The organism is Verrucomicrobiia bacterium, assembly GCA_019694135.1.
Lineage (GTDB): Bacteria > Verrucomicrobiota > Verrucomicrobiia > JADLBR01 > JAIBCM01 > JAIBCM01.
This window is the reverse complement of record JAIBCM010000002.1, coordinates 448889-473944: the sequence shown is the minus strand read 5'-3', so window position 1 is coordinate 473944 and position 25056 is coordinate 448889. Positions and strand designations below refer to the sequence as shown.

Annotated in this window: 19 protein-coding genes and 1 tRNA gene; 11 read left to right on the top strand and 9 right to left on the bottom strand. The window is 42.3% G+C overall.

All coding sequences use genetic code 11. The features are described 5' to 3' along the window. Positions 1-88: 88 nt before the first annotated feature. On the bottom strand, positions 89-1564 hold the full coding sequence (locus tag K1X66_04590; GenBank protein ID MBX7157646.1) for a DNRLRE domain-containing protein: 1476 nt from the start codon (positions 1562-1564) through the stop codon (positions 89-91). 223 nt (positions 1565-1787) lie between these two features. Here K1X66_04590 and K1X66_04585 point away from each other — a divergent pair, with 223 nt between their 5' ends. The 8 genes from K1X66_04585 to K1X66_04550 all read left to right on the top strand — a co-directional run bounded on the left by K1X66_04585 (position 1788) and on the right by K1X66_04550 (position 11133). Beyond that, positions 1788-2882 (top strand): branched-chain amino acid ABC transporter substrate-binding protein, encoded by a 1095-nt coding sequence (locus K1X66_04585; protein ID MBX7157645.1) that lies wholly within the window; start codon positions 1788-1790, stop codon positions 2880-2882. Positions 2883-3006: 124 nt separating this feature from the next. Beyond that, positions 3007-3909 carry a branched-chain amino acid ABC transporter permease gene (locus tag K1X66_04580; protein ID MBX7157644.1) on the top strand — a complete coding sequence of 301 codons (903 nt, stop codon included), beginning with the start codon at positions 3007-3009 and terminating at the stop codon, positions 3907-3909. Continuing rightward, the gene (locus K1X66_04575) at positions 3906-5144 is read left to right on the top strand and encodes a branched-chain amino acid ABC transporter permease (GenBank protein MBX7157643.1); all 1239 of its coding nucleotides are present in this window, start codon (positions 3906-3908) and stop codon (positions 5142-5144) included. Before K1X66_04580 ends, K1X66_04575 begins: the two co-directional genes overlap by 4 nt. Then, positions 5141-5923, top strand: coding sequence for an ABC transporter ATP-binding protein (locus tag K1X66_04570; protein MBX7157642.1), 783 nt, complete (start codon positions 5141-5143; stop codon positions 5921-5923). Before K1X66_04575 ends, K1X66_04570 begins: the two co-directional genes overlap by 4 nt. 2 nt (positions 5924-5925) lie before the next feature. After that, the gene (locus K1X66_04565) at positions 5926-6624 is read left to right on the top strand and encodes an ABC transporter ATP-binding protein (GenBank protein ID MBX7157641.1); all 699 of its coding nucleotides are present in this window, start codon (positions 5926-5928) and stop codon (positions 6622-6624) included. Positions 6625-6678: 54 nt separating this feature from the next. Beyond that, positions 6679-7320, top strand: coding sequence for a DUF4912 domain-containing protein (locus tag K1X66_04560; protein ID MBX7157640.1), 642 nt, complete (start codon positions 6679-6681; stop codon positions 7318-7320). A 55-nt stretch (positions 7321-7375) separates the two neighbouring features. After that, the gene (gene smc, locus K1X66_04555; GenBank protein MBX7157639.1) at positions 7376-11005 is read left to right on the top strand and encodes a chromosome segregation protein SMC; all 3630 of its coding nucleotides are present in this window, start codon (positions 7376-7378) and stop codon (positions 11003-11005) included. 47 nt (positions 11006-11052) lie between these two features. Continuing rightward, positions 11053-11133: transfer RNA gene (locus K1X66_04550), tRNA-Leu, on the top strand. Positions 11134-11157: 24 nt separating this feature from the next. Here K1X66_04550 and K1X66_04545 read toward each other — a convergent pair. The 3 genes from K1X66_04545 to K1X66_04535 form a co-directional block, all read right to left on the bottom strand. After that, entirely contained in the window at positions 11158-12585 is a 1428-nt protein-coding gene (locus K1X66_04545) for a hypothetical protein (GenBank protein MBX7157638.1), read from the bottom strand. A 190-nt stretch (positions 12586-12775) separates the two neighbouring features. After that, positions 12776-14173, bottom strand: a complete 1398-nt coding sequence (locus K1X66_04540) for a hypothetical protein (GenBank protein MBX7157637.1) — start codon at positions 14171-14173, stop codon at positions 12776-12778. Positions 14174-14269: 96 nt separating this feature from the next. Then, a complete protein-coding gene (locus K1X66_04535; GenBank protein ID MBX7157636.1) occupies positions 14270-15760 on the bottom strand; it encodes a hypothetical protein in 1491 nt (496 codons plus the stop codon). Positions 15761-15919: 159 nt separating this feature from the next. Between K1X66_04535 and K1X66_04530 the strand changes: the two genes are divergently transcribed. The 3 genes from K1X66_04530 to K1X66_04520 are packed head-to-tail and all read left to right on the top strand — an operon-like array spanning position 15920 to position 18737. Then, on the top strand, positions 15920-16969 hold the full coding sequence (locus K1X66_04530) for a PA0069 family radical SAM protein (GenBank protein MBX7157635.1): 1050 nt from the start codon (positions 15920-15922) through the stop codon (positions 16967-16969). A 1-nt stretch (position 16970) separates the two neighbouring features. Then, positions 16971-17945 (top strand): threonylcarbamoyl-AMP synthase, encoded by a 975-nt coding sequence (locus tag K1X66_04525; protein ID MBX7157634.1) that lies wholly within the window; start codon positions 16971-16973, stop codon positions 17943-17945. A 48-nt stretch (positions 17946-17993) separates the two neighbouring features. Next, positions 17994-18737 (top strand): DUF502 domain-containing protein, encoded by a 744-nt coding sequence (locus K1X66_04520; protein MBX7157633.1) that lies wholly within the window; start codon positions 17994-17996, stop codon positions 18735-18737. Positions 18738-18741: 4 nt separating this feature from the next. Here the strand turns inward: K1X66_04520 and K1X66_04515 are convergent, their stop codons facing one another. The 5 genes from K1X66_04515 to K1X66_04495 are packed head-to-tail and all read right to left on the bottom strand — an operon-like array spanning position 18742 to position 25037. Further along, complete coding sequence (locus K1X66_04515) at positions 18742-19593, bottom strand: undecaprenyl-diphosphate phosphatase (protein ID MBX7157632.1); 852 nt, start codon at positions 19591-19593, stop codon at positions 18742-18744. Positions 19594-19597: 4 nt separating this feature from the next. Next, complete coding sequence (gatB, locus tag K1X66_04510; GenBank protein ID MBX7157631.1) at positions 19598-21064, bottom strand: Asp-tRNA(Asn)/Glu-tRNA(Gln) amidotransferase subunit GatB; 1467 nt, start codon at positions 21062-21064, stop codon at positions 19598-19600. After that, entirely contained in the window at positions 21061-22515 is a 1455-nt protein-coding gene (gene gatA / locus K1X66_04505; GenBank protein MBX7157630.1) for an Asp-tRNA(Asn)/Glu-tRNA(Gln) amidotransferase subunit GatA, read from the bottom strand. The genes gatB and gatA overlap by 4 nt, the downstream gene beginning before the upstream one ends. Beyond that, entirely contained in the window at positions 22512-22826 is a 315-nt protein-coding gene (gene gatC, locus K1X66_04500) for an Asp-tRNA(Asn)/Glu-tRNA(Gln) amidotransferase subunit GatC (protein ID MBX7157629.1), read from the bottom strand. The genes gatA and gatC overlap by 4 nt, the downstream gene beginning before the upstream one ends. A 60-nt stretch (positions 22827-22886) precedes the next feature. After that, positions 22887-25037, bottom strand: coding sequence for a hypothetical protein (locus K1X66_04495; GenBank protein ID MBX7157628.1), 2151 nt, complete (start codon positions 25035-25037; stop codon positions 22887-22889). Positions 25038-25056: the final 19 nt, after the last annotated feature.

The following is a 25056-nucleotide window of genomic DNA, read 5'->3' as shown; positions in this document are numbered from 1 at the left end:
AATTTTATCTAAAAAATCACAAAATAAAAAACCAACAGCTCAAAAGAATGAGCTGTTGGTATTAAGATTTAATTTATTTACTAATGCCTTAAAGCGGGCCACACCAATGCATCATAAAATCACTCTTTATTCTTAAACCACCTGAAACACCGTGAAGAGCGCGAGCTTCCAACCAGTCTCCTTGGCTTAAGTTAATTAAAGTAGTCACACTTTGCCCCTGTTCATTAGAGGAAATAGCTCGATTATTAACCCGAGCCACGAGCTCCGTACCATTTTTATAAATACGGATTTCTCGTTCTGCTGTTCCTGATTTTGGCCAGTCCACCTGAAGCGTTGCTTGATAAAAGCCAGGATAACTTGCAATCAAACGTTGGGGATTCACTCCAATGTCGTGAAGATTAAAAGTATCAAACTTTTCTGCTCCATCATAAGAGATTGTAGTCAAAATATCTTCAGGAATGGTCTGAGCGATAGTTGTCGCACGCACAGCAGGTAGCGTAGCAAAATTAGTAACCGTAACTGAATTAGTGCCAGCTAATCCTGAAGGGCCTTGAGGACCGACAGGTCCTGGTTCACCTTGAGAGCCAACTGGACCTATTTCACCCTGATCCCCTTTCTCTCCTTGAGGACCTTGAGGACCTTGAGGTCCCACATCACCTTGATCTCCTTTCGGCCCCTGCTCGCCCTGGAGACCTACAGGCCCTTGTTCTCCTTGAGGACCCACAGAGCCTTGTTCACCTTGGGGACCAACTGGACCCACTTCACCTTGAGGTCCCTGTGCACCAGTATCACCTTTGTCGCCCTTGTCCCCTTTAGGACCTTGCGCACCCGGCTCACCTTGCGGCCCTTGTTCGCCTTGCGGTCCCTGAGGACCTTCTGACCCTTGCGGCCCAATTTCGCCTTTTTGCCCCTCTTCGCCCTGTTTCCCAGCAGAAACCAAAGCAACTTCTAAAACCGCTGAATTGCCTGTTTTTTGATTTTCCTTAGTGTCTAAAAAGGCTAAAGCACTTCTTTCACCTTTAATAGCTAGACCGTTGTTAGCAATTTGACCCGACGTCCAAGCTCTCACGATCTCGGTAATATCCAGTGAAGCATAAGTCTTTTTTCTCTCGATTTTACCGCTGACAGCCAAGTTACTTAATATGAAAGGTCCTCGGATATCCTGTTCTGTCCAAGGCGCCTGAATCGGCACTACACTGATTGGACAAGTTTTTCTCGTTTTACAAGCATAGATTCGCAAGACTGCTTTGCCGATGTTGTCACCTGTTAATCCAGCCGGTAAAGCACAATCGTCAAACTTCAAGTAGGTTATATAGTTTTTTTTGCCACCTATCTTGGCTCTCTTTTTATTGCCGGGATTAAAGATAGCTTTACCTTCCGGCAATGACATATCGGCTTCAACAGGCAACTGCAACGCAGGAACCGAATTATTAATGACGAAAAGAAGCAAACCACTTAAGATCACCCCTTTGATAAGCGCAACTTGCGCCTTAATCGTTTGACTTCCCCAGAGGCTTATCAGACCTCTCCTACCCCAACCATCCTTATTAATTGTTATTTTCATAACGAAAATTTCCTTTCTAAGGAGGTTTTTTATTTTAGACTGTTAGAGAACGGTTTTATGAAGTGACAATTTAATTTTTATCTTATGAAAGGTGCTAGATTTGCAATTTTTTAAAAAATGTCAAACATTTTTTTAATTTTTATACAATTTTGTAAAAAATTATCATAAAATATGCTTTAACCTCTATTGACATTATTACTTTACTTTTTGTAATCTTATTTTTGTGAAACGAATTATTCCCCTTGTCTTTATTGGCTTATACTTAATTAACTGCAAAAAATCTGATGATACGCTGCGTCTTGGCCTGGCAGGGGTTCGTACTGGACCCGATGGACAAATAGGCACCACAATGTTTTACGGTTCCGAAATTGCTATTGACGAATGGAACGAAAAAGGAGGTATTTTAGGAAAAAAAATTACCACCATTATACGCGACGATGAAGGAAAACCCAATCAAGCTGTCACAGTGGCCCAAGAGCTAGTCGCTAATGATGTGGCGGCCGTCATAGGCCATTTTAACAGTGGTTGCACCATCCCGGCTTCTGAAATTTATAAACAAAATAATATCCTGCAAATAACACCTGGCTCCACAAATCCTGATGTTACCGAAAGAGGTTACAAAACTTTATTCCGCATCTGCGGACGCGATGATCAACAAGGAAAAACTGCTGGCGACTTTGCCGTCAACCAACTCAAAGCCAAAAAAATTGCCATCCTTCACGACAAAACTGCCTACGGGCAAGGACTTGCTGAAGAATTCAAACGAACCATAGAAAATCTAGGCGCGCAGGCCGTAGTTTTCGCTGGCGTGAGCCGAGAAGAAATGGATTTTCGCGCCAACCTTTCTGCCATCAAAGCCAATCAGGCCGAAATGTTATTTTTCGGCGGCATGTATGGACAAGGCGGTCCGCTTCTCGTGCAACTGCGCCAAAGTGGTTCTCAAATTCCTTTCCTCTCAGGTGACGGTTGTTTCATGAAAGAATTCATCAACGCCACCGGCAATTACGCAACAGACACTTATCTCACCTTCTTTCCTGATTTCCAATCCATGCCCTCAGCTCAGCCTTTCTTAAAAAAATATCGCGCCCGCTACGGAGCTGAAGGTCCCTATTCAGTTTACGGCTACGAAGCTATTAACGTTCTCTTGCAAGCCATTCAAGAAGCTGGCACCACCGATGCAGAAGCTGTGGCCAAAGCGCTACGGGCTCATCCTTACGACACTTGCTTAGGAAAAGTAGAATTCGACGAAAAAGGCGATCCCAAACAATCCAACTTCATTATTTGGAAAGTGGAAAACGGAAAATTCGTCGCCAATTAGTAATCCAAAAACAGACCGCTAAAAAGTAAGAATTTTAAAAAAACTTGAGTGCTGACTACTCATAACTAGTAGCCAAACAAAAAGTCTTAACGCTCTCTCTTTTTTCTGTTATTAAATTTTCCCCATGGAATTGTTAATAAACGGATTAACCCGCGGCGCCATCTATGCATTAGTTGCCTTGGGTTACACCATGGTTTACGGCATTTTAGGTATGATCAATTTCGCGCATGGCGAAATTTTCATGATCGGCATGTTTGCTTGCGTTTTCGCGATCGGTAGTTTTACCACGCTTTGGGGCGATTTTTTTTCGCTCAATCTTGTGCTAGGATTATTTTTCGCCGTCCTTATCGCTTCCGCTTTCGGTTATAGCAACGAGCGCATCGCCTATCGTAAACTTCGTCATGCCCACATCTTAGCACCACTCACAAGCGCCATTGGACTTTCCATCGTTCTACAAAATTTCATCATGCTCAGCGTAAGCAAAGATAAAGTTTTATTTCCCAGCTACTACAGCGATCCGCTCATACTCAACACGCTCAAAATCGGCCCCATAACCATGACCTATCTTCAAACCGCTATTCTCGGCACAACTCTCATTTTAATGATCGGCCTTTTTCTTTTCATTCAAAAAACTAAACTCGGCATTGCCCTGCGTGCCACATCTCAAGATAATCTCATGGCCAACCTCGTGGGCATTCCTGTTAATCGCATTATCGCTTTCACTTTTATCTTAGGCTCCGGACTCGCCGGCGTTGCGGGTGTCATGGTCTCGATGTATCTCGGTTCCATGCAATTCAATTCCGGCTATCTCATCGGATTGAAAGCTTTCACCGCAGCCATTCTTGGCGGCATTGGCAATATTCCCGGAGCAGTTTTAGGCGGCATCCTCATCGGACTTGCAGAAGATTTCACCAGCCGTTATCTGGGTAGTGATTGGAAAAATATCACCACCTTTCTCATTCTCATGGCCATCCTCATCATTAGACCTCACGGACTTTTAGGCGAACGTGTAGCCAATAAGGTATGAAATCAAACGTCCTAAAATTAATTCTCGGAATATTGGGTTTAGCGCTACTGACTGCTCCTTTTGTTTGGCTAAAACTTAATTACGATTTTCACCAAGGCACCGTTAGCGTTCAATGGAATTTTTTTCAAGGATGGCAACTCATAAAAAATTTAGCACCCCTTTTTGCTATTCTTTTTTTCATCTTCCTTTTTCGACGATTCAAACGAAATAAAATTTCATCTCACACCACTCCTTCAGATCCCTCCACACTTCTCGTCACACTTTTAGCAAATTCCAAATTTCATCTCGCCCTTTTTCTCATCTTAGCCGTCTCAGGCTTCTTCTTCACTAGCTACACCTTAAATCTCGCCATTTTTATTGGCCTTTACATGATTCAAGCGTTAGGACTCAACATCGCTGTCGGCATGACCGGACTACTCGTTCTGGGTTATGCCGGTTTTTTTGCCGTAGGAGGTTACAGCTTCGCCCTCCTCCAACAAATGATTCCCGGCTTAACTTGGTGGATGAGTTTACCCGTAGTGCTTTTGGTCGGCGCAATCATGGGTTGGCTGGTCGGCCTACCCTGTTTACGACTTCGAGGTGATTACCTGGCCATTGTCACCTTGGGATTTGCAGAAAGTTTTCGAGAACTTATGCGCAATCTCACCGATTTAACCGGCGGCGATAAAGGCATTCGCCTCGCTTTAGAATCAAAAATTAACGCCATCACTTTTTCTCCTACTATACAAATCACTTCGATTCAATTTACTTATCTCATCGTTCTCACTTTTATTTTTCTTTGCGCATTAGTATTACATCGACTTTATCATTCTCGCATTGGCCGTGCTTGGATCGCCATTCGCGAAGATGAAACGGCTGCTGCAGCCATGGGCATTCCCGTAGTAAAAATGAAGCTCACGGCTTTCATGCTTAGCTCTGTTTTCGCTGCACTCGCCGGCCTTCTCTATGTCGCTTACATCGGCTTTCTTGATCCTTCTGCTGCTCGATTTGAAGAATCAGCGCTTGTGCTAGCGATGGTCATACTCGGCGGATTAGGCAACATTCCTGGATCACTGCTCGGCAGCGCGCTCCTTTATCTCATCCCCGCATTATTAAGAGATCAGTTTCCCGCTCTAGCCGATTATCGATTGCTCCTATTCGGCGCTCTCATGGTCATCATGATGCTTTACCGCCCCCAAGGATTACTTGGCAATCCGCGAAGACGACTCGAACTAAAAACAGAATCCGCTATATGACACCGTTGCTTTGCGTTCAAAACATCACCAAAAAATTTGGTGGTCTCAAGGCGGTCACCAACGTTTCTCTCGATCTTTTTTCAGGCCAAATTCTTAGCCTCATCGGTCCCAACGGCGCCGGTAAAACCACCTTTTTTAATTGTTTAACCGGCATCTACCAATCCGATGAAGGTGAAATTTTTCTAGAAAAAGAAAATATTACTTTCCAAAAACCACACCAAATTTGCCATCTCGGCATCGCTAGAACTTTTCAAAATGTCCGACTCTTTGCCGAAATGAGCGCTCTAGAAAATGTGATGGTCGGCCAATTTCATTGGAATCGAATCGCCCCTTGGCACGTGTTAACACGCTCTTCACGCTATCGCCATACCGAAACCCACGGTTGCACTCATGCTTTGGAACTACTGGATTTTGTAGGTCTCGCTGACGCCCAATCCATGTGCGCCCGACACCTCCCTTACGGCATGCAACGCCGCTTGGAAATCGCGCGCGCTTTGGCCACCCGCCCTCGCATTTTATTATTGGACGAGCCTGGCGCAGGCATGAATCCTAAAGAACTAGAAACGATGATGAATTTAATCGAAAAAATTCGTCACAATGGACTCGCCATCCTCCTTATCGAACATCACATGAAAGTCGTCATGAACATTTCCAATCATATTATTGTATTGGATCACGGCGAAAAAATCGCCTCGGGCACACCTCAAGAAATTCGTTCTCATCCTAAAGTTATCGCGGCCTACCTTGGAAAAGAAAGTCAGGAAAAAAAAGAAAATTAATCATGCTACAATTGCTCCATCTTCGTGCCGGTTACGGACCTATTGACGTCTTAAAAGATATTCATTTGGAAGTGAAACAAAACGAAATCGTAACCCTCATCGGAGCCAATGGAGCTGGAAAAAGCACGACTCTCCTCACTATCACCGGCATGCTGCCGCCTCGCCAAGGACAAATTCTTTGGCATGACCAACCTCTTGATAAACTCGCTCCTCACGAAATCGTGCAACGCGGCATTTGCCTAGCTCCTGAAGGACGCCATATTTTTGCTCGACTTACCGTAGAAGAAAACCTTCTCATTGGCAGCTACCAAAAATCAAAAAAAAAAGACGCTGAAAAATTAGAAAAAATCTTTAACTATTTCCCACTATTAAAAGAGCGTCACCATCAACTTGGCGGCACCTTAAGCGGCGGTGAACAACAAATGCTTGCCATTGGCCGAGCACTCATGGGCGAACCTCAACTACTCATGTTGGATGAACCCTCCTTAGGCTTAGCTCCATTGATTGTAGAAAAAATCTTTCAAATTATTCAAGAAATCAATCAAGCTGGCGTTTCCATTCTTTTAATTGAACAAAATGCCAATCAAGCCTTAAAAATCGCTCATCGCGGCTACGTATTGGCCAATGGACAAATCACCTTAAGTGGTTCTGGCCAAGAGCTCTTACATTGCGAAGAAGTGCAACAAGCCTATCTCACCTAAAATCCGTCATAAAAACTCTTTTGCGCTCTTGAAAAAAACTATTATTATTTACTTATGCCTAGAAAAACAATTCGCACGACCAAAAAAAGTCCAGCAACCGTAAAAACCGCCTTGCGCAAACGTCGCCTCCTTAGCAAACGCACCGCCTCGACCAAAACCACAACTAAGAAAAAGCCAAACGCCGCACGAGTAACCCATAAAAAAACTTTTTCTACTCCGCCACCCCCTGCTCTGGTGCCCGAATCCTTTCATAATACAACACCCTCTTTATCCTCTATTAAATTAAGCTCTCAAAAACCTTTTTGGCTACTTGCGCAATGGCACCTATCCCTTAGCGATTTGGAAATCTGGAGACGACGCGCCCCCGGCGGCGAATTAACTCTTCGCCTCTATACTGAAAAGGGGCAATGCCTCCAAACCACCGCAGTTCCAGGCGTTGTGAGAAACTGGCATCTTTACACTGATACAACCACATGCGCTTTTTATGTAGAACTAGGCTACTTAAACAAAGACAATCAATTCGAATGTTTGTGTCGCTCAGGTTCTGTAAAACCGCTCACACCCAAACCCGAGGCGACTATTCCTAAAAACTTTCGATCTACCCAACCCAATCCCGTTATCTTAAAAGAATCGGTGCAAAGAAAACTAGTCCAAAGCTTTCACGTCACATCGGCCCCTTCTTACGGCGGCTCGTGATTGACTTCCCGCTTCTTAACTCATAATTTATCATTTTTAATTCATAATTGTTTTCATGTATCTCAAAGCTTTAGAACTCATCGGCTTTAAATCGTTCGCCGAAAAAACGCGTCTTGAATTTCCTGCCGGCGTCACAGCCATCGTCGGTCCCAACGGTTGCGGAAAATCCAATGTTCTCGATGCCATCCGCTGGGTTCTGGGAGAACAATCCGCAAAAGCTCTACGCGGTACAGAAATGGCCGATGTCATCTTTAGCGGCACTGATCAACGCAAACAAGTTGGCATGGCCGAAGTTTCCCTTACCTTTACCGATTGCGAAAATGAACTCGGCACCGAATACCATGAAGTCACTGTTAGTCGACGCGTATTTCGCGATGGGCGCAGCGAATATGAATTAAACAAAACGCTATGCCGCTTACGCGATATTCAACATTTATTCATGGACACCGGCATCGGTCGCAGCGCCTATTCTATCATGGAACAGGGTAAAATTGATAAAATTCTTTCTGCTCGCCCTGAAGACAGACGAGAAATTTTTGAAGAAGCCGCCGGAATTACCAAATACAAAACGCAAAAAAAAGAAACTTCGCGAAAACTCGAACACACCGAAGCCAACCTGATTCGCCTAGAAGATATCCTTCGTGAAGTGCGACGCCAAATCAACTCTTTACAACGCCAAGCGGGAAAAGCGCGTCGCTATCAAGAGCTTTTTAATCAGCTCAAAACTCTGGAAACTCAACTAGGCCAACATCAATTACAAGAACTCCACCACCACATACAAAAAATCAAAACTCAACTGACTGCCATCACCGAGGAATTGGAACAAAGCAACGTAGAAACAGGCAAACTAGAACTTGAGCTCCAGGAAACGCGCCAGCAACTAGAACTTTCGGAAAATCAAATCGAAAATGAGCGCCATCAACGTATGGAGCTCAACTCCTCCCTTGATCGCGGAAAAAATCGGCAGATTTTAAACCAAGAAAGATTAAGCGAAATCGAACAACAAAATCATCAATTTACACTGGACATCGCCGGAGCCGAAGAACGTTCAAAAATTCAAACTGAGCAACTTAACCAATTTTCTGAACAAATCGAAGCGCTCCAACAACGAATCCTACAACATCAAGGCATTCTCCAGGAAAAACAAACTCAAGCTCAAACCGCTTCAGAAAATTTACGCCTCCATTTTCAAACCATAACACAATGCGAAAAGGAAATCCAGACTCTGGAACAAAAACTACAACCTCTTAATCAACAACTTTCCAATCGCGATGCGGAACAGCGCACTTTAACCCTACGCATCGAAACTATTGAAAACGAAAAAAATGAAGATCAAAAAAATTTAGAAACCTTGCGAGAAAAAAACAGCGCGCTTCAAACTCAACACAGCCATCTCACTCAACAAATTCATCAATCGCAAGAAACCTTGCTTACACACCAAAAACAACAGCAAGAAACTCAAGAAAAATTAGCTCAAATCCAGCAACAATATCGTCAACTAGAACAACAACTTTTAGAAAAAATTACACAACGCGATCTATTAAAAAAATGGCAAGCTTCCCACCAAGAATATACTCCAGCCATCCAACAAATTTTCCAAGCCAAACATGAAAATCAATTACCCGAAATTTCGATTTTGGAAACTTTGGCTGAAGTCATTCACATTACCGACGGCTATCAAACTGCTGTCGAAGCATTACTGCAACATCAATTAGAAACACTGATCATTCCTAATACCGAAGCGGCTTGGAAAATTATTGAATTTTTACAAAATCAAAATACCGCTCGCATCCATTTGGCTCCTCTTGATTCCATTTCTCAACAGTCACAAATCGACTCTCGCTCCGAGGCGGCAATCCATTTTGTTAGCACCTCATCCACCCATCAAAAGTTGTTAACAACACTTTTGAATCACGCTTACATTACCGAAACATTAAATGAAGCTTTCACTCTTAAACAACAGTTGCCTCAAGCGATTATCGCCACACGTTCCGGCGAACTAATCGATGCTTGCGGCGTAATCGGATCAGGCCCCTTACCCAAGCAAATAGCGCGCTTAAACCGCCAAGCAGAAATCGATCAATTTCATCAACCGATTCATGATCTCGAATCACAAATTCAAACTTTAAAAGATCAAGAAACGCGTCTCATTGAAAAAAATCAATCTTTTCTCTCACAAATCGAAACGTTGAAAAATCAACTTGATCAACAAAAACAGCAAGAACAAGCTTGGGCAAAAGATTTACATCTGCTCACACATCAAATTCAAAACATTGAACAAAAACTTCAAAATTATTCCGGTGAAATTTACCGACTAACTGAGTCCGATCAACATGCCACGGAGCGTTACCACGACCAAATCAAAGAAAGAGACCTTTTAGAACAAAAACGCGTCGCGCTCCAACAACAACTCGCAACTTACCGCGAACAGCTTCCTGCACACCAAGAAACCGAGTCCCAATTCGCACAACAATTAACCGAATTTCGTATTACAACAGCTGCTTTGGATGAAAAACTTAAGGGATTATTTGCTCAGCGCGATCCCATTGCCTCGAGATTGCAAGAACTTAAAGAAATTGTCTTACAAAGACAGCAATCTATTCAATACAATCAAGAAAAACGCCATCAACTTGAACAAGAAAACGAAACACTTGAAAAGGAAATTCAGAGCCTGACATTACAACAAGGCAACATTGAAGAAAAACTAAAACAACTGCAAACGGAACGAGGATTATTGCAACAGTCTTTGGATCAAAAGCAGCAATCCTTTCAAAAACAACAAAAGCAACAAACTCAAACCCAGCAAAATCGCGCTCAAGCTGAATTACAATTAGCAAAATACGATTTAGAAAAACAAAATCTAAAAGAAAGACTATTTCGAACCTACCAATTAGATTTGGAATCCTTGCCCACCACTGAAAATATTACAGAGCCTCAAGAATGGGATCTGTTGCAACAACAAATCGAAGAGATGCGATCCAAATTAGATAATATGGGGCCTGTTAACTTGGAAGCGGTCAGCGAATATGATGAGTTGGAAAAACGATTAAGCTTTTTAGAGTCGCAACAAAAAGATTTATTGGATGCAAAACAGCATTTGCTGGATGCCATCACTTTCATTAATCGCACCACGAAAAAACTTTTTGTCGAAACATTCGAGCAAATTCGTCTAAACTTCCAAAGCACATTCACTGAACTTTTTGGTGGTGGCAAAGCCAATCTCTTACTGAATGATGAACAAGATCCTTTGGAATGTGGTATCGAAATTGTCGCGAAGCCGCCTGGCAAACAACCTCAAGTCATTTCCTTGCTTTCAGGAGGTGAAAGAACCATGACAGCAGTAGCCTTGTTATTTGCCATTTACAAGGTGAAGCCAAGCCCGTTTTGTGTTCTAGATGAAATGGACGCGCCTTTAGACGAATCCAATATCGATCGTTTTCTTAAAATTTTAAAACGATTTTTGGATCAATCTCAATTTCTTTTGATTACTCACAATAAAAAAACCATTAGCATCGCCGATACTTTGTATGGGGTAACTATGGAGGAAAAAGGAATTTCCAAAATTATTTCAGTTAAACTAAATCGAAAAAGTCAGGAAACCTCTATCCTTTCAACACCTGCAACCTCTTCTTATCCAGCTTTAGAGGAAAATATTTCCCTATCTCCCCAAGCAAGCGCAGCTTAGCTCTTGCACAGTTCAAATTTTGACTTTAAATAAAGAGTCTAATTATCGCGCGAGTGGTGAAATGGCATACACGTACGCTTGAGGTGCGTATGCCGAAAGGCGTGGGGGTTCGAGTCCCCCCTCGCGCAAAATTTTATTCTTTTTCTAAGGTCTTATTTAACTTGAGTTGGAAATATATTGGTAAAATAAGCGTCACCCGCAGAGCCAACCACTTTTGTTACAAGTTTAATAGAGGTCGTTCCAGCTAAAACACCTACGCCTGCTCGACTGGTTTTGGTAGCGCGATAGGTAGCTCGATACCCCTTTTTGAACAGCTTCCCTTTTATTAATGCTTTAAACTTTCCGGCTAAAATAAAATCAGTATTAGTATTATTTGTGTCAAGTAAAACGGTATAAGAAACGCCTGAAATGGTATTCGTTGTTCGCACTCGACCTTTTGTTTTAAACCCTTTCAAGCTCGAAAATTTAACTAAAGTGCCCGGTTTCGGCTTTCGCAATTCCAAACTATAGTCAGTAAGTGATGCAGGCGATGGAATAACACCTTGATAAAGAAAATTAGTTGCACTGGAAGGATTACCTGAAATCCAGCCCGAACCCGAAGAATCTAAAGTAATCACAATCGTTTCAGGATCTACTTCATTAGTATCATTATCTTGGATGGGATTAATAGTAATAGTTTGCGTGGAATTAGTCATAATCACAGCATTCGTAGTGGCAGGAATCGCAAGGGTAAAGTCATTTGAAAAAGTGGCTGATCCACTCAAACCATACGTCACTGTGATAGGATAATTGCTTCCATTACTGGTAAGCGTAAACATCCCATTAGTTCCTAACTCTGAGCTATCGCCACTATTAGCAATAGTGACAATATTGGTGCCTTGAAAACCATTGGAAAAGATATCAGTCCAACTCGTGCCAATACGCAATTCGTCTAACTCAATTTCCCCAATTCCTGTACTCTGACGCAGGCCAAAACGTGCAACGCCTTCTGCCGATATATCCAGTGCTGGTAGAGTCTGCGTGGCCGAAGGCGCTGGCTCCGGCTGGCTAGGCACTGGATCAATATAAAGAGAAACACCATCATTATCTGGTCCAGCTACACGAGAATATTTTATGACCACAAGATGAGTGGTGTTGGTATTGAGTAAATTTGGTGCAAAAACGGGATTATTGCCTATCACACCAATGCCTAGTTGATAATTGCTTCCATTAAGTTTTGCCCAAGTTGTGGAACGAAACAGTCCATTACTACCAAGAAAAAAATGGGCAAAATAATTGGTAAAAGGCAAAGCTGTTAATTTAAGTAGAAAAGAAGCATAAATCGCAGTTCCATCAACAGTCACCTGAGGCGTGAAATTAACTCCAGCGTCTCCACTATTAGCAAAAGTTAATCGAATACGATTACCTGAAGAAGCAGGAAAGTTAGTCAAGGCAAGAGAGCTTCCGGAGTCAGAAGGTGTAGACAAAACTTCAATAGGGGTTGTTCCACTATGCAAAGTCCAAATTGTGCCAAGAGCGTTGGTTAAATTATTTCCTGTATAATCAAAAGGCTCAATAATGAATTGACTATAACTCGCCATCTGAATGAAGCAGAAAAAAAGACTGCTAAAAAATAGTTTTTTCATGAAATAAGAATGAATCACTTATTCTTATTTGAGAAGAAAAAATTACTCAGAAAAATTTGTCTATTTGTTCTATCAATTTATCTCAAGCAATAAAAAAAACCGGTCACCCTGCGGTGACCGGTTTTTGATACAAAACTCTCAACTTTTACTTAACAATTGTAGAAAATGTATTGGTAAAGTAAGCAGATCCTGTGTTGGTTCCAGAAGTTCCATTCACTCGAACAATAAACTGAATGGATGCTGTTCCTACAGGAATGTTAACCCCTGCTTTGGTTGTCTTCGTGGATTTGGCCATAGCCTTGATATTCTGCTTGAATTTTTTGCCTTTAGTAATTGGCTTCAATTTACCTGCAGTAATAAAGGTAATGGCATTCGTATTGTTATTCGTATCATTGGTATTGCCTGCAACCATAGCTGCATAAGCTACACTGCTAACTGTGTTGGAAGCAGTAACTACGAACAATTTTACAGGGAATCCTTTAGCCGTTTTGAATTTGATTGTCTTACCAATTTTGGGTTTCTTTAAGATAATGCTGAATCCTTCTAAATCAGTAACATTAGTATTACCACCATTGGTATTGGGAGGAATAACCGCACCAGCAAAGATATCAACTTGAGCCGAGTTAGGAACACCTGAAGTCCATCCTGTGCCACTTGCATCAAGAGTTAAAATAACACTTTCCGGATCAATTTCATTCGTATCATTGTCATTAACTGGCACGATTTCGATCGTCGTTGGACTGCTTGTCATTACAACCGAGTTTGATGTCGCAGGCGCCAAGAAATCATAATCGTTTGTTAAAGTTGCTGTTCCGCTGACCGTGTAGGTAACAGTAATAGGGAAGTTAGTTCCAGTGCTGGTTAAAGTAAACACACCGTTAGTGCCTAACTCAGAAGCATTCGCTGTAGTAGCGATAGTAACACTATTAGTGGAACCTCCACCGCCCATTGGAGTAGTGAAACCTTGAATAATTAAATCATTATCACCAGCCGTTGGTGAATCGCCAATTCCAGCCGACCCTGCTGCTGAGTTAGCGCTAAAACCATACACTCGGAATGTCACAGGAGTATTTCTATTTTGCAAAGCCGCTACACCGCTAACATCAAAACTGTTAGTAGTTGTTGTTGCTCCAGGTAACATAAAGGTTCCTAGATCAGTCGCAAAACCGTCATGACTGCCGCGAACCGCCCAATTTGTGGGCCCCGTGTTAGATCGTTGCGCTAGAATAATAAGGTTAGTAATGGAAAACTGGTTAACACCCGTATTGGTAACACTGAATTCCATATAATCATCATTGGCAATAGCAGTGGGCAAATCGTTTGTTGTAGTCCAAGCTGTGGCATTAAAACGTTGACCATTTCCCGCTGCAGTTAATCCTGCACCACGAGTGATCACAGAAGGGGTTAATAAAGGATCGTTTGAGGCTGATGGAGCCGATATTTCACTTCCAGCAAGCGCTGAAAATTCAAATGTGATAATGTCTCCCGCTTTAGCAAACGATGCCAAGCAGAATAGGGTTAAGATTGAGAGTATTTTCTTCATTATAGTTTTTTACCTCTGAGTTGTTTTATTTTTTTTCAAGATTTGGAGTGATAAAAGCGAATAGGCACAATTTGTCAACATTAATTTTAAAATATTTTAATTTACTTTTAACTGATATTCAAATGTGTTGGTGGTAATCGCGCTAAAGTTTTGCGAACCCTGGCGCGCTCGCAATAAAATATTAACCGGTCCAGGGGGTATGTTAAGTCCCACGCCTACTTTACCTTGATGGAAACGGCCTTTCCCTTGATTAGGTCCCTTAGTTTTTTGTTTTGTCGGCATATTCATAAACCCTGTATTCACTTTATTAGATCCCGTGCCCCATTCCAAAGCATACTGGATGACCGCTTTGAGATTATTATTAATCCATTGATTATAAAAACGCCCCTTTATCTTAAAACCTCGTTTGGGATTAACAAATTTCACAGTTCCCGCCAAAGGTTTAATTTTTAGGAAAATAAAAGGTTCAATTAAACCTGTATTTTCTTCGGTAATGGTAATGGTGGCATTCGCATTATTAGGGTCAATTTGGTAAGCATTATCTGGACTTAAAGTTAAAGTCGCAGTTTCAGCTGTTTCATCTATTCCATCAACAATGGGATTCAAAACAATATCCGCACTCATGACATTTTCTCCGAGCTGAATCGAACCCGGCAATGTAGTATAATCATCCCCATTTGTCGCGGTTCCACTCATGGCGTATAAAACAGTTATCGCATTAGTGCTGCCACTACGACTAAGGGTAAAAGTGCCAGGATTCGCTCCCAACTCTGAAGCACTTCCATCGGTGGCTACCACACTTACAATATTTGTAGCATCCGGAGGAGGAGGCATCCCGCCACCTGTCACATCGGCCCAAGTCGCACCAATTCGTAGCTCATCGAACTCTAAAATTCCGATATTAGAATTTTGCCGTAAAGCAAAACGCGCAATATTTGCAACATCATGACCTGCAGTGGGATTAACCTCCATAGCACTCGGAGCAGGCTCGGCCATTCCGGGATTTGGATCTAAAAATAAAGCAGCGGTATCGTTATCCACTCCAGCCACACGAGTATATTTTATCACAACAAAATGCGTCGTATTTAAAGCAAACGAATTAGCGGCATAAACGGGATTACCGCCTGAAGTAAAACGAATCCCTAATTGAACATTTCCTCCATTATTTTTCGCATACACCCTACTGCGGAATGCAATCCCCATATTACCATCAAAAAAATAAGAAAAATACTCTCCCGCTGCCGAAGGCAAAGTCGTAAACTTCACCAAAAAAGAAGCATAAACACTCGTATTATCTTGAGTTACCTGTGCTGTGAAATTCGTTCCAATATCCGCAGTTTGCGATTGACTTACCACAATTCGATTGCCTGAAGAAGCTGCCAAACCAGGAAATGATAAAGAGTTTCCCGAATCCGACGGAGTATCAATCACATTAACAGGAGTCGCACCACTATGAACTGTCCATCCCGAACCCACAGCCAACGAAACATCCCCCGCCGCATAAGGAAAATGATCCGTTACTAATTGACCTTGAACTTGGTTAAGCATCAGAAGAGTTAACCCCAAAAGAAACCATTTTATTTTCATTGTCTCCTCCATTTCGCGAATTATCTTCGCCCTTTAAATTCGCTAACAATAAAGATACTCCTCTTTTTTAAAAAAGACAACTGTCTAAATTATTTTTTTTCGTTTTTTAAATAAGCAAACCCATTGGCAAAACGACTTCTTTATTTTAAACTAAAGAAAATGGAAAAAATCATAGGCCGTGGCGTAACCATAAATCCTCCGAATCGATTTGAAACACTTCATTTCGACAAGGAAATGGACGATTATTCCGTCAATGAAAAACTCCCGATTAGAACCCGTTATTACGTAGACCACTCCACCTCTTTTATCACCTACAACACCAGTCCCGATGTGGGTTTTACTGCTAGCATCAATCCTTACCGCGGCTGTGAACACGGCTGCGTCTATTGCTACGCTCGTCCCATGCATGAATACCTAGGTTTTTCTTCCGGGCTCGATTTTGAAAGTCGGATCATGATCAAAACCCGAGCTCCAGAACTCCTGCGCAAAGAACTCAGCGCAAAAAATTGGAAACCGCAAACGCTCGCCTTAAGCAGCGCCACCGATTGCTACCAACCTATCGAACGAAAACTCAAACTCACCCGCAGTTGCCTTGAAGTGTTAGCGGAATTTCGCAATCCTGTTAGCCTCATCACGAAAAACCATCTCATCACACGAGATATTGATGTTCTACAAAAACTCGCTCAATATCAGGCCGTCAGCGTAAACATTTCCTTAACCACTCTCAATCCCGACCTCGCCAAAATCATGGAACCCCGCACCGCACAACCTGAACACCGACTTCACGCCATCACCGCGCTCGCACAAGCAGGCATACCCGTCAACATCCTCATGGCGCCACTTATTCCAGGATTAACCGACCACGAAATTCCCAGTCTGCTCCAATCTGCCGCTCAAGCTGGCGCCCAAAGCGCTGGCTATGTCCTATTACGCCTGCCCCACAGCGTAAAAGAACTCTTCACCGACTGGCTTGAAACACATTTCCCAGAAAAGAAAAAACGAATTCTCGATCAACTCTGCGAAATGCGACAAGGCAAACTCAACGAATCCCAATTTTACCGACGGATGAAAGGTCAAGGCTCTCTAGCCCAACAACTCGACCAACTTTTCAAACTCTGCGCCAAACGCGCTGGCTTAAACCAAAAACATTTTACCCTTAACACCCAAGCCTTTCGCCATCCTGCAGGCGAACAACTGACCCTTTTTTAAAATGCCTTCTTCTCAGCCGCCTTCGATTGCCACCTTTCAACGTGCCGTAAAACTCTTAAAACAAGGGGAGCTTGTCGTCATGCCTACTGAAACAGTTTATGGCCTGGCTGCCGACGCCTTCAATTCCCAAGCGCTCGAAAAAATTTTCGCACTTAAAAAACGCCCCTATTTCGATCCCCTTATCCTCCATATTCATAATGAATCTCAACTCAAACTCATCATCAAAAAAATTCCCCCAGCTGCAAAAAAATTAATCAAAGCCTTCTGGCCTGGTCCTCTCACTTTGGTGTTACCAGCCAATAAAAATGTTCCCCTTATCGCTCGAGCCAATCTACCTACCGTAGCCGTCAGAATGCCGCGCCATCCTATTGCAAGACGTTTGCTCAAAAAATTTGGCAACCCCCTTGCTGCGCCCAGCGCCAATCGTTTTGGTCGAATCAGTCCCACTTCATCACAAGCTGTAAAAAAAGAATTCGGCACAAAAACTCCGCTAATGTTAGAAGGAGGCAGTTGTCATTTCGGTTTAGAATCCACAATCATTCATTTTTCAAAAAATAAACCTGAAGTTTTAAGACTCGGCTCCATCACAATAGAACAAATTGAAAAAGTTTTAAAACATCCCGTTCCCTTACGGAAAAAACCCACTTCAAAACAACCCCTCGCTTCCGGTCAACTTCTCCAACATTACGCCCCTAAAAAACCTTTAACCATCTTGCCTACCCATTGGAGACAAAACCCACCCGCTTTCAAAAAATCCGATGCTCTTTTGCTTTTTCGCAAATCATTTCCACATTTCCCTGGACAACAAATCATTTTAAGCTCGAAAGGTTCACTCAAAACAGCCGCACGAAAACTTTATCACTCCCTAAGAAAATTAGACGAAACGCCCACGCGCCACTTATATGTTGAAAAATTTCCTGACCATCACTTAGGCGTGACCCTTAATGATCGGTTACAAAGAGCTTCTCACTCTTAATCTTTCTCCTCTTGCTACAATAATTTTTTCGTTTTAATAAATAACCTTATGTCCTCGTCCCCTACACCTAATCTATCGGAAAACAAACGTCACGCAGGCACTTGGGTGCGCAATAAATTTCTCACAGGCCTTTTTGTTGCTCTGCCAATCCTGGGAACTCTCTGGGTCCTTGACCTTATTTATCGTCTCATTAACTCTCGATTTGAACCTCTCGTGATTGCCATTGCCACTCGTTATCGAGATGAAAATCCTATTATTCACTTCATTAGTTTTCCCATACGACGTAATGGGGAATTGCTCTACACCATTCCGTTAGCCGGTTTCATCTTAACCGTTATCTTTCTTATCCTTCTCGGTGTTTTTGTTAGCAACGTCATCGGACGCGGCATCTTATCTTGGCTAGATCATATTCTTCTAAAACTTCCCATCATTTCCACCATTTATCACGCGGCAAAACAAGTCATCGAAGCCGTGCAGATGTTGAGTCGCTCCGAAAACATGCATTTTAGCAAAGTCGCGTTAATTCCCTATCCCAATACACCCGGCAAACTGATCGGCTTTGTCACGGGACAATTTTCCGATCAACAAGGTCAAATGCTCTACTCAGTTTTTCTGCCCACGGCGCCCAATCCTATTACAGGTTTCGTTATGATCGTCAAAGCTTCCGAAATTGAACTTTCCAATATGCCCATCGAAGAAGCCACGAAACTTATTATTTCTGGTGGCTTAGTTACACCCCAAAACTTTAATTTCTCAAAAACTCTTTCCGAAGTGCCACAGCCCTTGTCTTAAAAAGCTACTTATCTTTCAAAGGTAGCTGTTTGGGCGATTCGCGCAGTTGTAAATCGGGAGGAATATGACCTTCTCGCCAAAGCACCAAAGCGATAACGATGCTCAACACCACTCGATACCAAGCAAAAGGAATAAAATTATTGGTTCGCACAAATTGAAGAAGCCATTTGACCGCAATAAAAGCCGTGATCATTGATATAACAAAACCTAATGCCAATTCACCCATCACTGCAGGAATAAACAACCCCGCTCGATAAGCATCCCAAGCCATATAAAGCGATGCCGCCAACATCGTGGGCACCCCTAAAAGAAAAGAAAATTCCGTCGCCGAAACACGAGAAAGACCACATAGCATCGCCGCAATAATTGTCGCTCCAGAACGCGACGTGCCTGGCAACACCGCAGCAATAATTTGAGAAATCCCCACCCAGATTACAATATTCCAAGTAATCGTTTCAGTGGGTTGATATCTTTTTAAAAATTTTTCTGCAACAAAAATTGCTAAGGCCCCCAACCAAAGCGCAACAAGAATCGGCCAAAGCTTCACGGGCAACTGAAAACCGGCCCACTTAGCGATTAAACAGCCCACTACCGTTACCATCAAAGCTACAAGAATTTTCAAAAGATAATCTCTTTGTTTCGGCTCGCGAAAATGCACACACAAATCTTTCAAACGTTCCCAATAAATGAGAATCACTGCCGATACCGCTCCAAATTGAATCATCACATTAAACGCGTCCGGTTTCGAACCCAAAAAATATTCTGCAATTAATAAATGTGCTGTAGAAGAAATAGGTAAAAACTCAGTAATACCCTCCACAATTCCTAAAAGAATAATATCTAAAAAATTTACCATGATTTTATGATGCTTTTAATAAGCGCTCCAAAACTTCTCCCGCCAATTGAGGATTCGCCTTACCCTGAGACAATTTCATGACTTGTCCCTTCAAAAAATTCAACGCAGCAATTTTCCCCGCTTTATAATCTGCCACTGAATTAGGATTCGCTTCAATGGCTTTTTTAGCAAAAACTTCAATCGCTCCCGTATCACTTACTTGCGATAATCCTTTTTTTTCAACAATTTGTGTTGGCGCTAATCCCGATGCAAACACCTCTAAAAAAACTTCTTTGGCCTGCTTGCTATTGATTTTTCCTGCATCCGTTAGTGCTACCAACTCTTTCAAAAATTCCGGTTTCACTTTACAATCCGACAAATCCATCTTCTGGTCGCTCAACGCACTCAATAAATCATTAATAATCCAATTCGCTACGAGCTTAGGATTTTTCACATCGGCTGCGGCCTTTTCAAAATAAATCGCTAACGCTAAATCTGCCGCTAAAACCGAAGCATCATATTCGGTGACTTGAAACTCTTTTTGATAACGTTCCTGTCTTTGTCGCGGCAATTCAGGCATTTCTAATCGAATCCTATCCAGCCAATCATTCTGAACCTGCATCGGCATCAAATCGGGATCAGGAAAATAACGATAATCATGCGACTGTTCTTTCGTGCGCATCACATAAGTTTGCCCCGTAGGATCATCCCAACGTCGGGTCTCCTGTCGAATCGTGCCACCTTCCTGTAAAACCTCTATCTGTCGCTGAATCTCATAAGTCAAAGCACGTCGCACGCCGCTAATGCTATTCATATTTTTAATTTCGCATTTCGTGCCAAATTGAGAAGTGCCTTGCGGTCTCACACTCACATTGCAATCACAACGCAACTGCCCCTTTTCCATATCCGCATCACTAATACCGCCGTAAATCAAAATCTGTTTTAGCGTTGTTAAAAAAGCGAATGCTTCCTCGGGCGAAGCAATATCGGCTTCCGTTACAATTTCCATTAATGGAGTTCCAGCTCGATTAAAATCAATACCGCTACTGGTTTCAAAATGAAACGATTTCGCTACATCTTCCTCTAAATGAATTCTTGTTAATCTTACTTTTTTATTAGCCAGCGCAATCGCCTCTTTTTGCGTTTCTTTAGGAAAAGCATATTTTTCCAAAACCACCCCGCCTTCCAAGCAAAGCGGTCGATCATACTGCGAAATTTGGTAATTCTTGGGCATGTCAGGATAAAAATAACTCTTGCGATCAAACTTACTGGTCTCCGGAATTTTGCAACCCAACATTAAACCCGTTAAAAGTGTTTTCTTAATCGCCTCTTCATTCGGCACGGGCAAAACTCCTGGCATTCCCAAACATACAGGGCAAGTATGCGTGTTAGGAGACGCTCCAAACTCATTCTTACAACCACAAAACATCTTACTGTGCGTTTTGATTTGCACATGCACTTCCAATCCAATCGTGGCTTCGTAAGTTGTCATAACAAATTGGGTTTCATCGTATGCCAAGCCGTAGCTTGCTCATAAACATGACCGACTTGCAATAAAGTCGTTTCATCAAAAGCTTTACCGATCAATTGCAAACCTACCGGCAATTGCTTCCCTTTTTCCTCAACAAAACCGCATGGCACGGAAAGACCGCACAATCCTGCCATATTAACAGCAATGGTAAAAACATCGGCCAAATACATTTTGAGCGGATCTTCTGTCTTTTCGCCTAATCGAAAAGCCGCTGTAGGCGAAGTCGGGGTCGCAATGACATCACATTGTTCAAAAGCCTTTTGAAAATCTTGTCGAATTAATGTGCGAACTTTTTGCGCGCGCAAATAATAAGCATCGTAATAACCCGAACTCAAAACATAAGTGCCCAGCAAAATGCGTCGCTTGACTTCACGACCCAAGCCAGCTTCTCGCGTGCGACGATAAACGTCCAGAACATCTTTTCCATCTTTCACTCGCGCACCATAACGCACACCATCAAAACGCGCGAGATTGGCCGAGGCTTCCGCTGGCGCAATAATATAATAAGAGGCCAAGGCATAATCCGTGTGAGGCAACGAAATTTCTACCAATGTTGCACCTAAACCTTCTAACTGTTGAATCGCTTTTTTAACAACCGTTTCCACTTGAGAATCGATGCCTTGACGAAAATATTCCTTTGGAACACCTACGCGTAAATTTTTAAGATCTTCCTTTTTAAGAGTATCAACATAAGAAGCCACCGGCTCTTTCAAAGAAGTGCAATCGAAAGTGTCGTGCCCTACAATCGCTTCTAAAACAAGCGCCACATCTTCCACGGTTTTTCCCAAAGGCCCAATTTGATCTAACGATGAAGCAAAAGCGACCAACCCGTAGCGCGAAACGCGACCATAAGTAGGCTTCAAACCGACACAACCACAAAGCGCTGCGGGTTGACGAATCGACCCCCCGGTGTCACTTCCCAATGAAGCAATTGCCGTATCAGCTGCTACACATGCCGCGCTTCCACCGCTGCTGCCTCCTGGAATCCGATCAAAATCCCAGGGATTTTTGGTGGGACCTTGCGCGGAATTTTCCGTGGAAGAACCCATTGCAAATTCATCCATATTCGCTCGCCCCAAAGGGAAAGCTCCAGCTTGGCGCAATTTTTTAATTACCGTAGCATCGTAAGGTGACACAAAATCCCGCAACAAACGCGAAGAACAAGTTAAGGGTTGATCTTTTACCGCAATGGCATCTTTAATCGCAATTGGAATACCACCTAGAGGTTTGCTAATATCCGTTTCCTTTGCTTCACGTTCTGCTTTTTCCCAATCAAAGTGAGTGTAAGCTTTGAGATAAACATCAACTTTTTCAATTCGTTGACGTAACGAATGCACAATATCCAGCGGCTGAATTTCTTGATTCAGCAATTTTTTTCTTAAGCTAGCTAACGTTTCTTGATAAAGGCTCATGCATCCACAATCTTGGGCATTAAAATAAGATCATTAGTATGATTTGGCGCATTTTTTAAAGCCACTTCCACAGGCAAAGATTTTTTTTCTTCATCAGCACGCCAAATATTGTAAACGGGAAAAGAATGCGCAGTAGGCTCGATCTGGTCTAGAGCCAAATTTTGAAGCTGCTTTACGTTTTCCAAAATCGTGTCGAGCTGACTCTGAAATTTTTCACTCTCTTCAAGTGTCAATGCAATACGAGCTAGCCCAGCTACATAATTAATATCAAATTTGTCAGAAGATAAAGCCATAACACTACTGTCTTCCATAGGGATTGATGACCCTTTCGACAAGTGTGAATCGCACGATTATTTGCAAGCGTGAAGAAATTATTTAGGTCCAATAATTTTTGTCCTCTTAGGCAAAGCGCCAACGAGTACACCAGCATTGTCAGCAGCGATAGGCAAAGGGAAAAGATAAACATTTTTCTTTTGACGACTAATGACAGCAGAGGTTCCTATGCCAAAAAATTGACCGGATCCAGAGGGCTTTTTAAATTTTTTAGGTAAATTTCCCAGGGAAACAGGCTCGCCAAAACTCATGTTATTGGATTGCACTCCTAAAATGGGCACGCCAAGAAGGTTCCGTGTCCTGGCATTGTAAAGAACCACATTAGGGACGGTTTCAATTTCACCCATGCCCACAGGTTTAAAACCCGCTTCATTAATGCGAGTTACATTAGTTAAACCAACTGCCACATTCATTTGTTTACCTTTAGTTGCAATATAAACCGGCTTGGCATCGACTCGACCCGTTGCCCTAATACGAAATCTTTTCGGAAAAGCAGGCAGAATGAGAGTATCATTCCTTTCAATTTGAAGATCTGTTGCCACTTTATAAAATAAAGTCCCTCCACCTTTTTTAAGGGAAAAATCAGGCCGATTATCTCCATCCACATCATTAACCCATCCCACTTTTTCTCCAGGTGAAAGAGTAACAAGAGGACCAAAATCTTTTATATTAAATTGTCCTTTACTATCACGACTAAAAAACTTCAGGAATTTTCCTTGGCGCAATAAAATATCATTTTGAGAATCTGCATCAAAATCGGACAGATAATCAAATCCCACGGAATAAAGCTCTGTGACAGTATCGCTATTAGGTGCTGCTAAATAAACAATTTGATTGCCCACGCGACTGGTAGGGCTTACTTGAAATTTTGATACGGTTCCATTACCCAAGATAGGATCATTCAATTTTTTGCTCGTTACTCCTCCCTTGAGCGGCACACGAAATACTTCATAGCGCCCTGAAGCTTCTTGAGCAGAACGATAAATAACCCATTCATTATCCGCGCTGGAAAAGAAATCGTCAAAAGGAGGATTATTATTTAAACCAAGGCCTGTTCCTGTAACGTTACTCAATTTTGCAGCCGTTCCCCCTCCTGCTGAAATGGAATAAAGCTCTGTTCTCCCTAAGTTATCGACATCGGTATAAAGAACATAATCTCCTTTAATACTGGTTCCATAATCGATGCTAAAAATATCTTCCGGCCCTAAAGGGACTAATTGAGAGGAAGCTCCTACCGCTAGTGGAACTGTTTTGATTTGGTAATTGCCACCCTCAATGACATCATAAACTGCGTAAGTATTGTCTGGGCTCGCTTTCAAATTAAACTCAACCCCACCTCCATTAATAGGCGTCAGTTGCACTGAAGTCATGGAGGAAAAAATGGAAGCCTGATAAACTCCTTTAAAAGCATCTCCATTCTCAAAAGCAAAATAAACCACATTACTTCCATCTGGCGTCAAATCAAACGCGCCAACATTTCCTGATGTTAAAGCATCATTCAACTTAAAACTACCGCCGCCGTCAATCGCTGCAGAAAATAGTTCATACTTATTATCTACCTGCTGATCGGCAACATATACCACCTGATTGTTTACAGCGCTCACAAGGAAATTAGTTTTAATCTCTACGTTAGGCGTAATATTAGCAGTAATAGGAATAGGTTGAACGCCTCCACTAATAGGGATAACCTCAAGATTGAAAACACCCAAAGTCAAGGAATCCGCCAAATAAACCACTTTGCTATTGTCAGAGGTAATACGAAAATCTTTTACTTTTTGCCCAAAATCTAAATTAGGGCTATTCAGTTTGGTAACAACCCCGCCATCTGTTAAAACACTAAAAATTTCTGGAGTCGACGCTTTATCATGCTCTGCTATAAAAACGGTCCATATCCCATCCGAACTCATCTTAAATTTTAAAAATTGTCCACCCAGCACTAAACTGTCGGAAATTTTAAGAGAGGGCCCACCTCCTGGCGCAACGCGATAAAGTCCCCATATATTGAAATCTTCCAAATTAGCCAGATAAACTACTTTCGGATTATTAGGATTGGGTGAAACCTGAAAATCGTAAACTTGCGGCGCTACATTCTCCGCATTAAACGGCCCATTAATCTTACGAGCTGCTCCCAAAGCAGAAATTGCGCTTAACAACAATAAAGCTCCTCCTCTAACCATATGATGTTTCATCCTATTACTATAAGAAAAA

What these genes read in the sequence shown, in the direction of transcription:
- gatA (MBX7157630.1), bottom strand. Translation starts at nt 22,515, where the DNA reads ATGAGCCTTTATCAAGAAACGTTAGCTAGCTTAAGAAAAAAATTGCTG.
- K1X66_04565 (MBX7157641.1), top strand. Translation starts at nt 5,926, where the DNA reads ATGCTACAATTGCTCCATCTTCGTGCCGGTTACGGACCTATTGACGTC.
- K1X66_04580 (MBX7157644.1), top strand. Translation starts at nt 3,007, where the DNA reads ATGGAATTGTTAATAAACGGATTAACCCGCGGCGCCATCTATGCATTA.
- gatC (MBX7157629.1), bottom strand. Translation starts at nt 22,826, where the DNA reads ATGGAAGACAGTAGTGTTATGGCTTTATCTTCTGACAAATTTGATATT.
- K1X66_04590 (MBX7157646.1), bottom strand. Translation starts at nt 1,564, where the DNA reads ATGAAAATAACAATTAATAAGGATGGTTGGGGTAGGAGAGGTCTGATA.
- K1X66_04530 (MBX7157635.1), top strand. Translation starts at nt 15,920, where the DNA reads ATGGAAAAAATCATAGGCCGTGGCGTAACCATAAATCCTCCGAATCGA.
- K1X66_04515 (MBX7157632.1), bottom strand. Translation starts at nt 19,593, where the DNA reads ATGGTAAATTTTTTAGATATTATTCTTTTAGGAATTGTGGAGGGTATT.
- smc (MBX7157639.1), top strand. Translation starts at nt 7,376, where the DNA reads ATGTATCTCAAAGCTTTAGAACTCATCGGCTTTAAATCGTTCGCCGAA.
- K1X66_04570 (MBX7157642.1), top strand. Translation starts at nt 5,141, where the DNA reads ATGACACCGTTGCTTTGCGTTCAAAACATCACCAAAAAATTTGGTGGT.
- K1X66_04575 (MBX7157643.1), top strand. Translation starts at nt 3,906, where the DNA reads ATGAAATCAAACGTCCTAAAATTAATTCTCGGAATATTGGGTTTAGCG.
- K1X66_04525 (MBX7157634.1), top strand. Translation starts at nt 16,971, where the DNA reads ATGCCTTCTTCTCAGCCGCCTTCGATTGCCACCTTTCAACGTGCCGTA.
- K1X66_04535 (MBX7157636.1), bottom strand. Translation starts at nt 15,760, where the DNA reads ATGAAAATAAAATGGTTTCTTTTGGGGTTAACTCTTCTGATGCTTAAC.
- K1X66_04560 (MBX7157640.1), top strand. Translation starts at nt 6,679, where the DNA reads ATGCCTAGAAAAACAATTCGCACGACCAAAAAAAGTCCAGCAACCGTA.
- K1X66_04495 (MBX7157628.1), bottom strand. Translation starts at nt 25,037, where the DNA reads ATGAAACATCATATGGTTAGAGGAGGAGCTTTATTGTTGTTAAGCGCA.
- K1X66_04540 (MBX7157637.1), bottom strand. Translation starts at nt 14,173, where the DNA reads ATGAAGAAAATACTCTCAATCTTAACCCTATTCTGCTTGGCATCGTTT.
- K1X66_04520 (MBX7157633.1), top strand. Translation starts at nt 17,994, where the DNA reads ATGTCCTCGTCCCCTACACCTAATCTATCGGAAAACAAACGTCACGCA.
- gatB (MBX7157631.1), bottom strand. Translation starts at nt 21,064, where the DNA reads ATGACAACTTACGAAGCCACGATTGGATTGGAAGTGCATGTGCAAATC.
- K1X66_04545 (MBX7157638.1), bottom strand. Translation starts at nt 12,585, where the DNA reads ATGGCGAGTTATAGTCAATTCATTATTGAGCCTTTTGATTATACAGGA.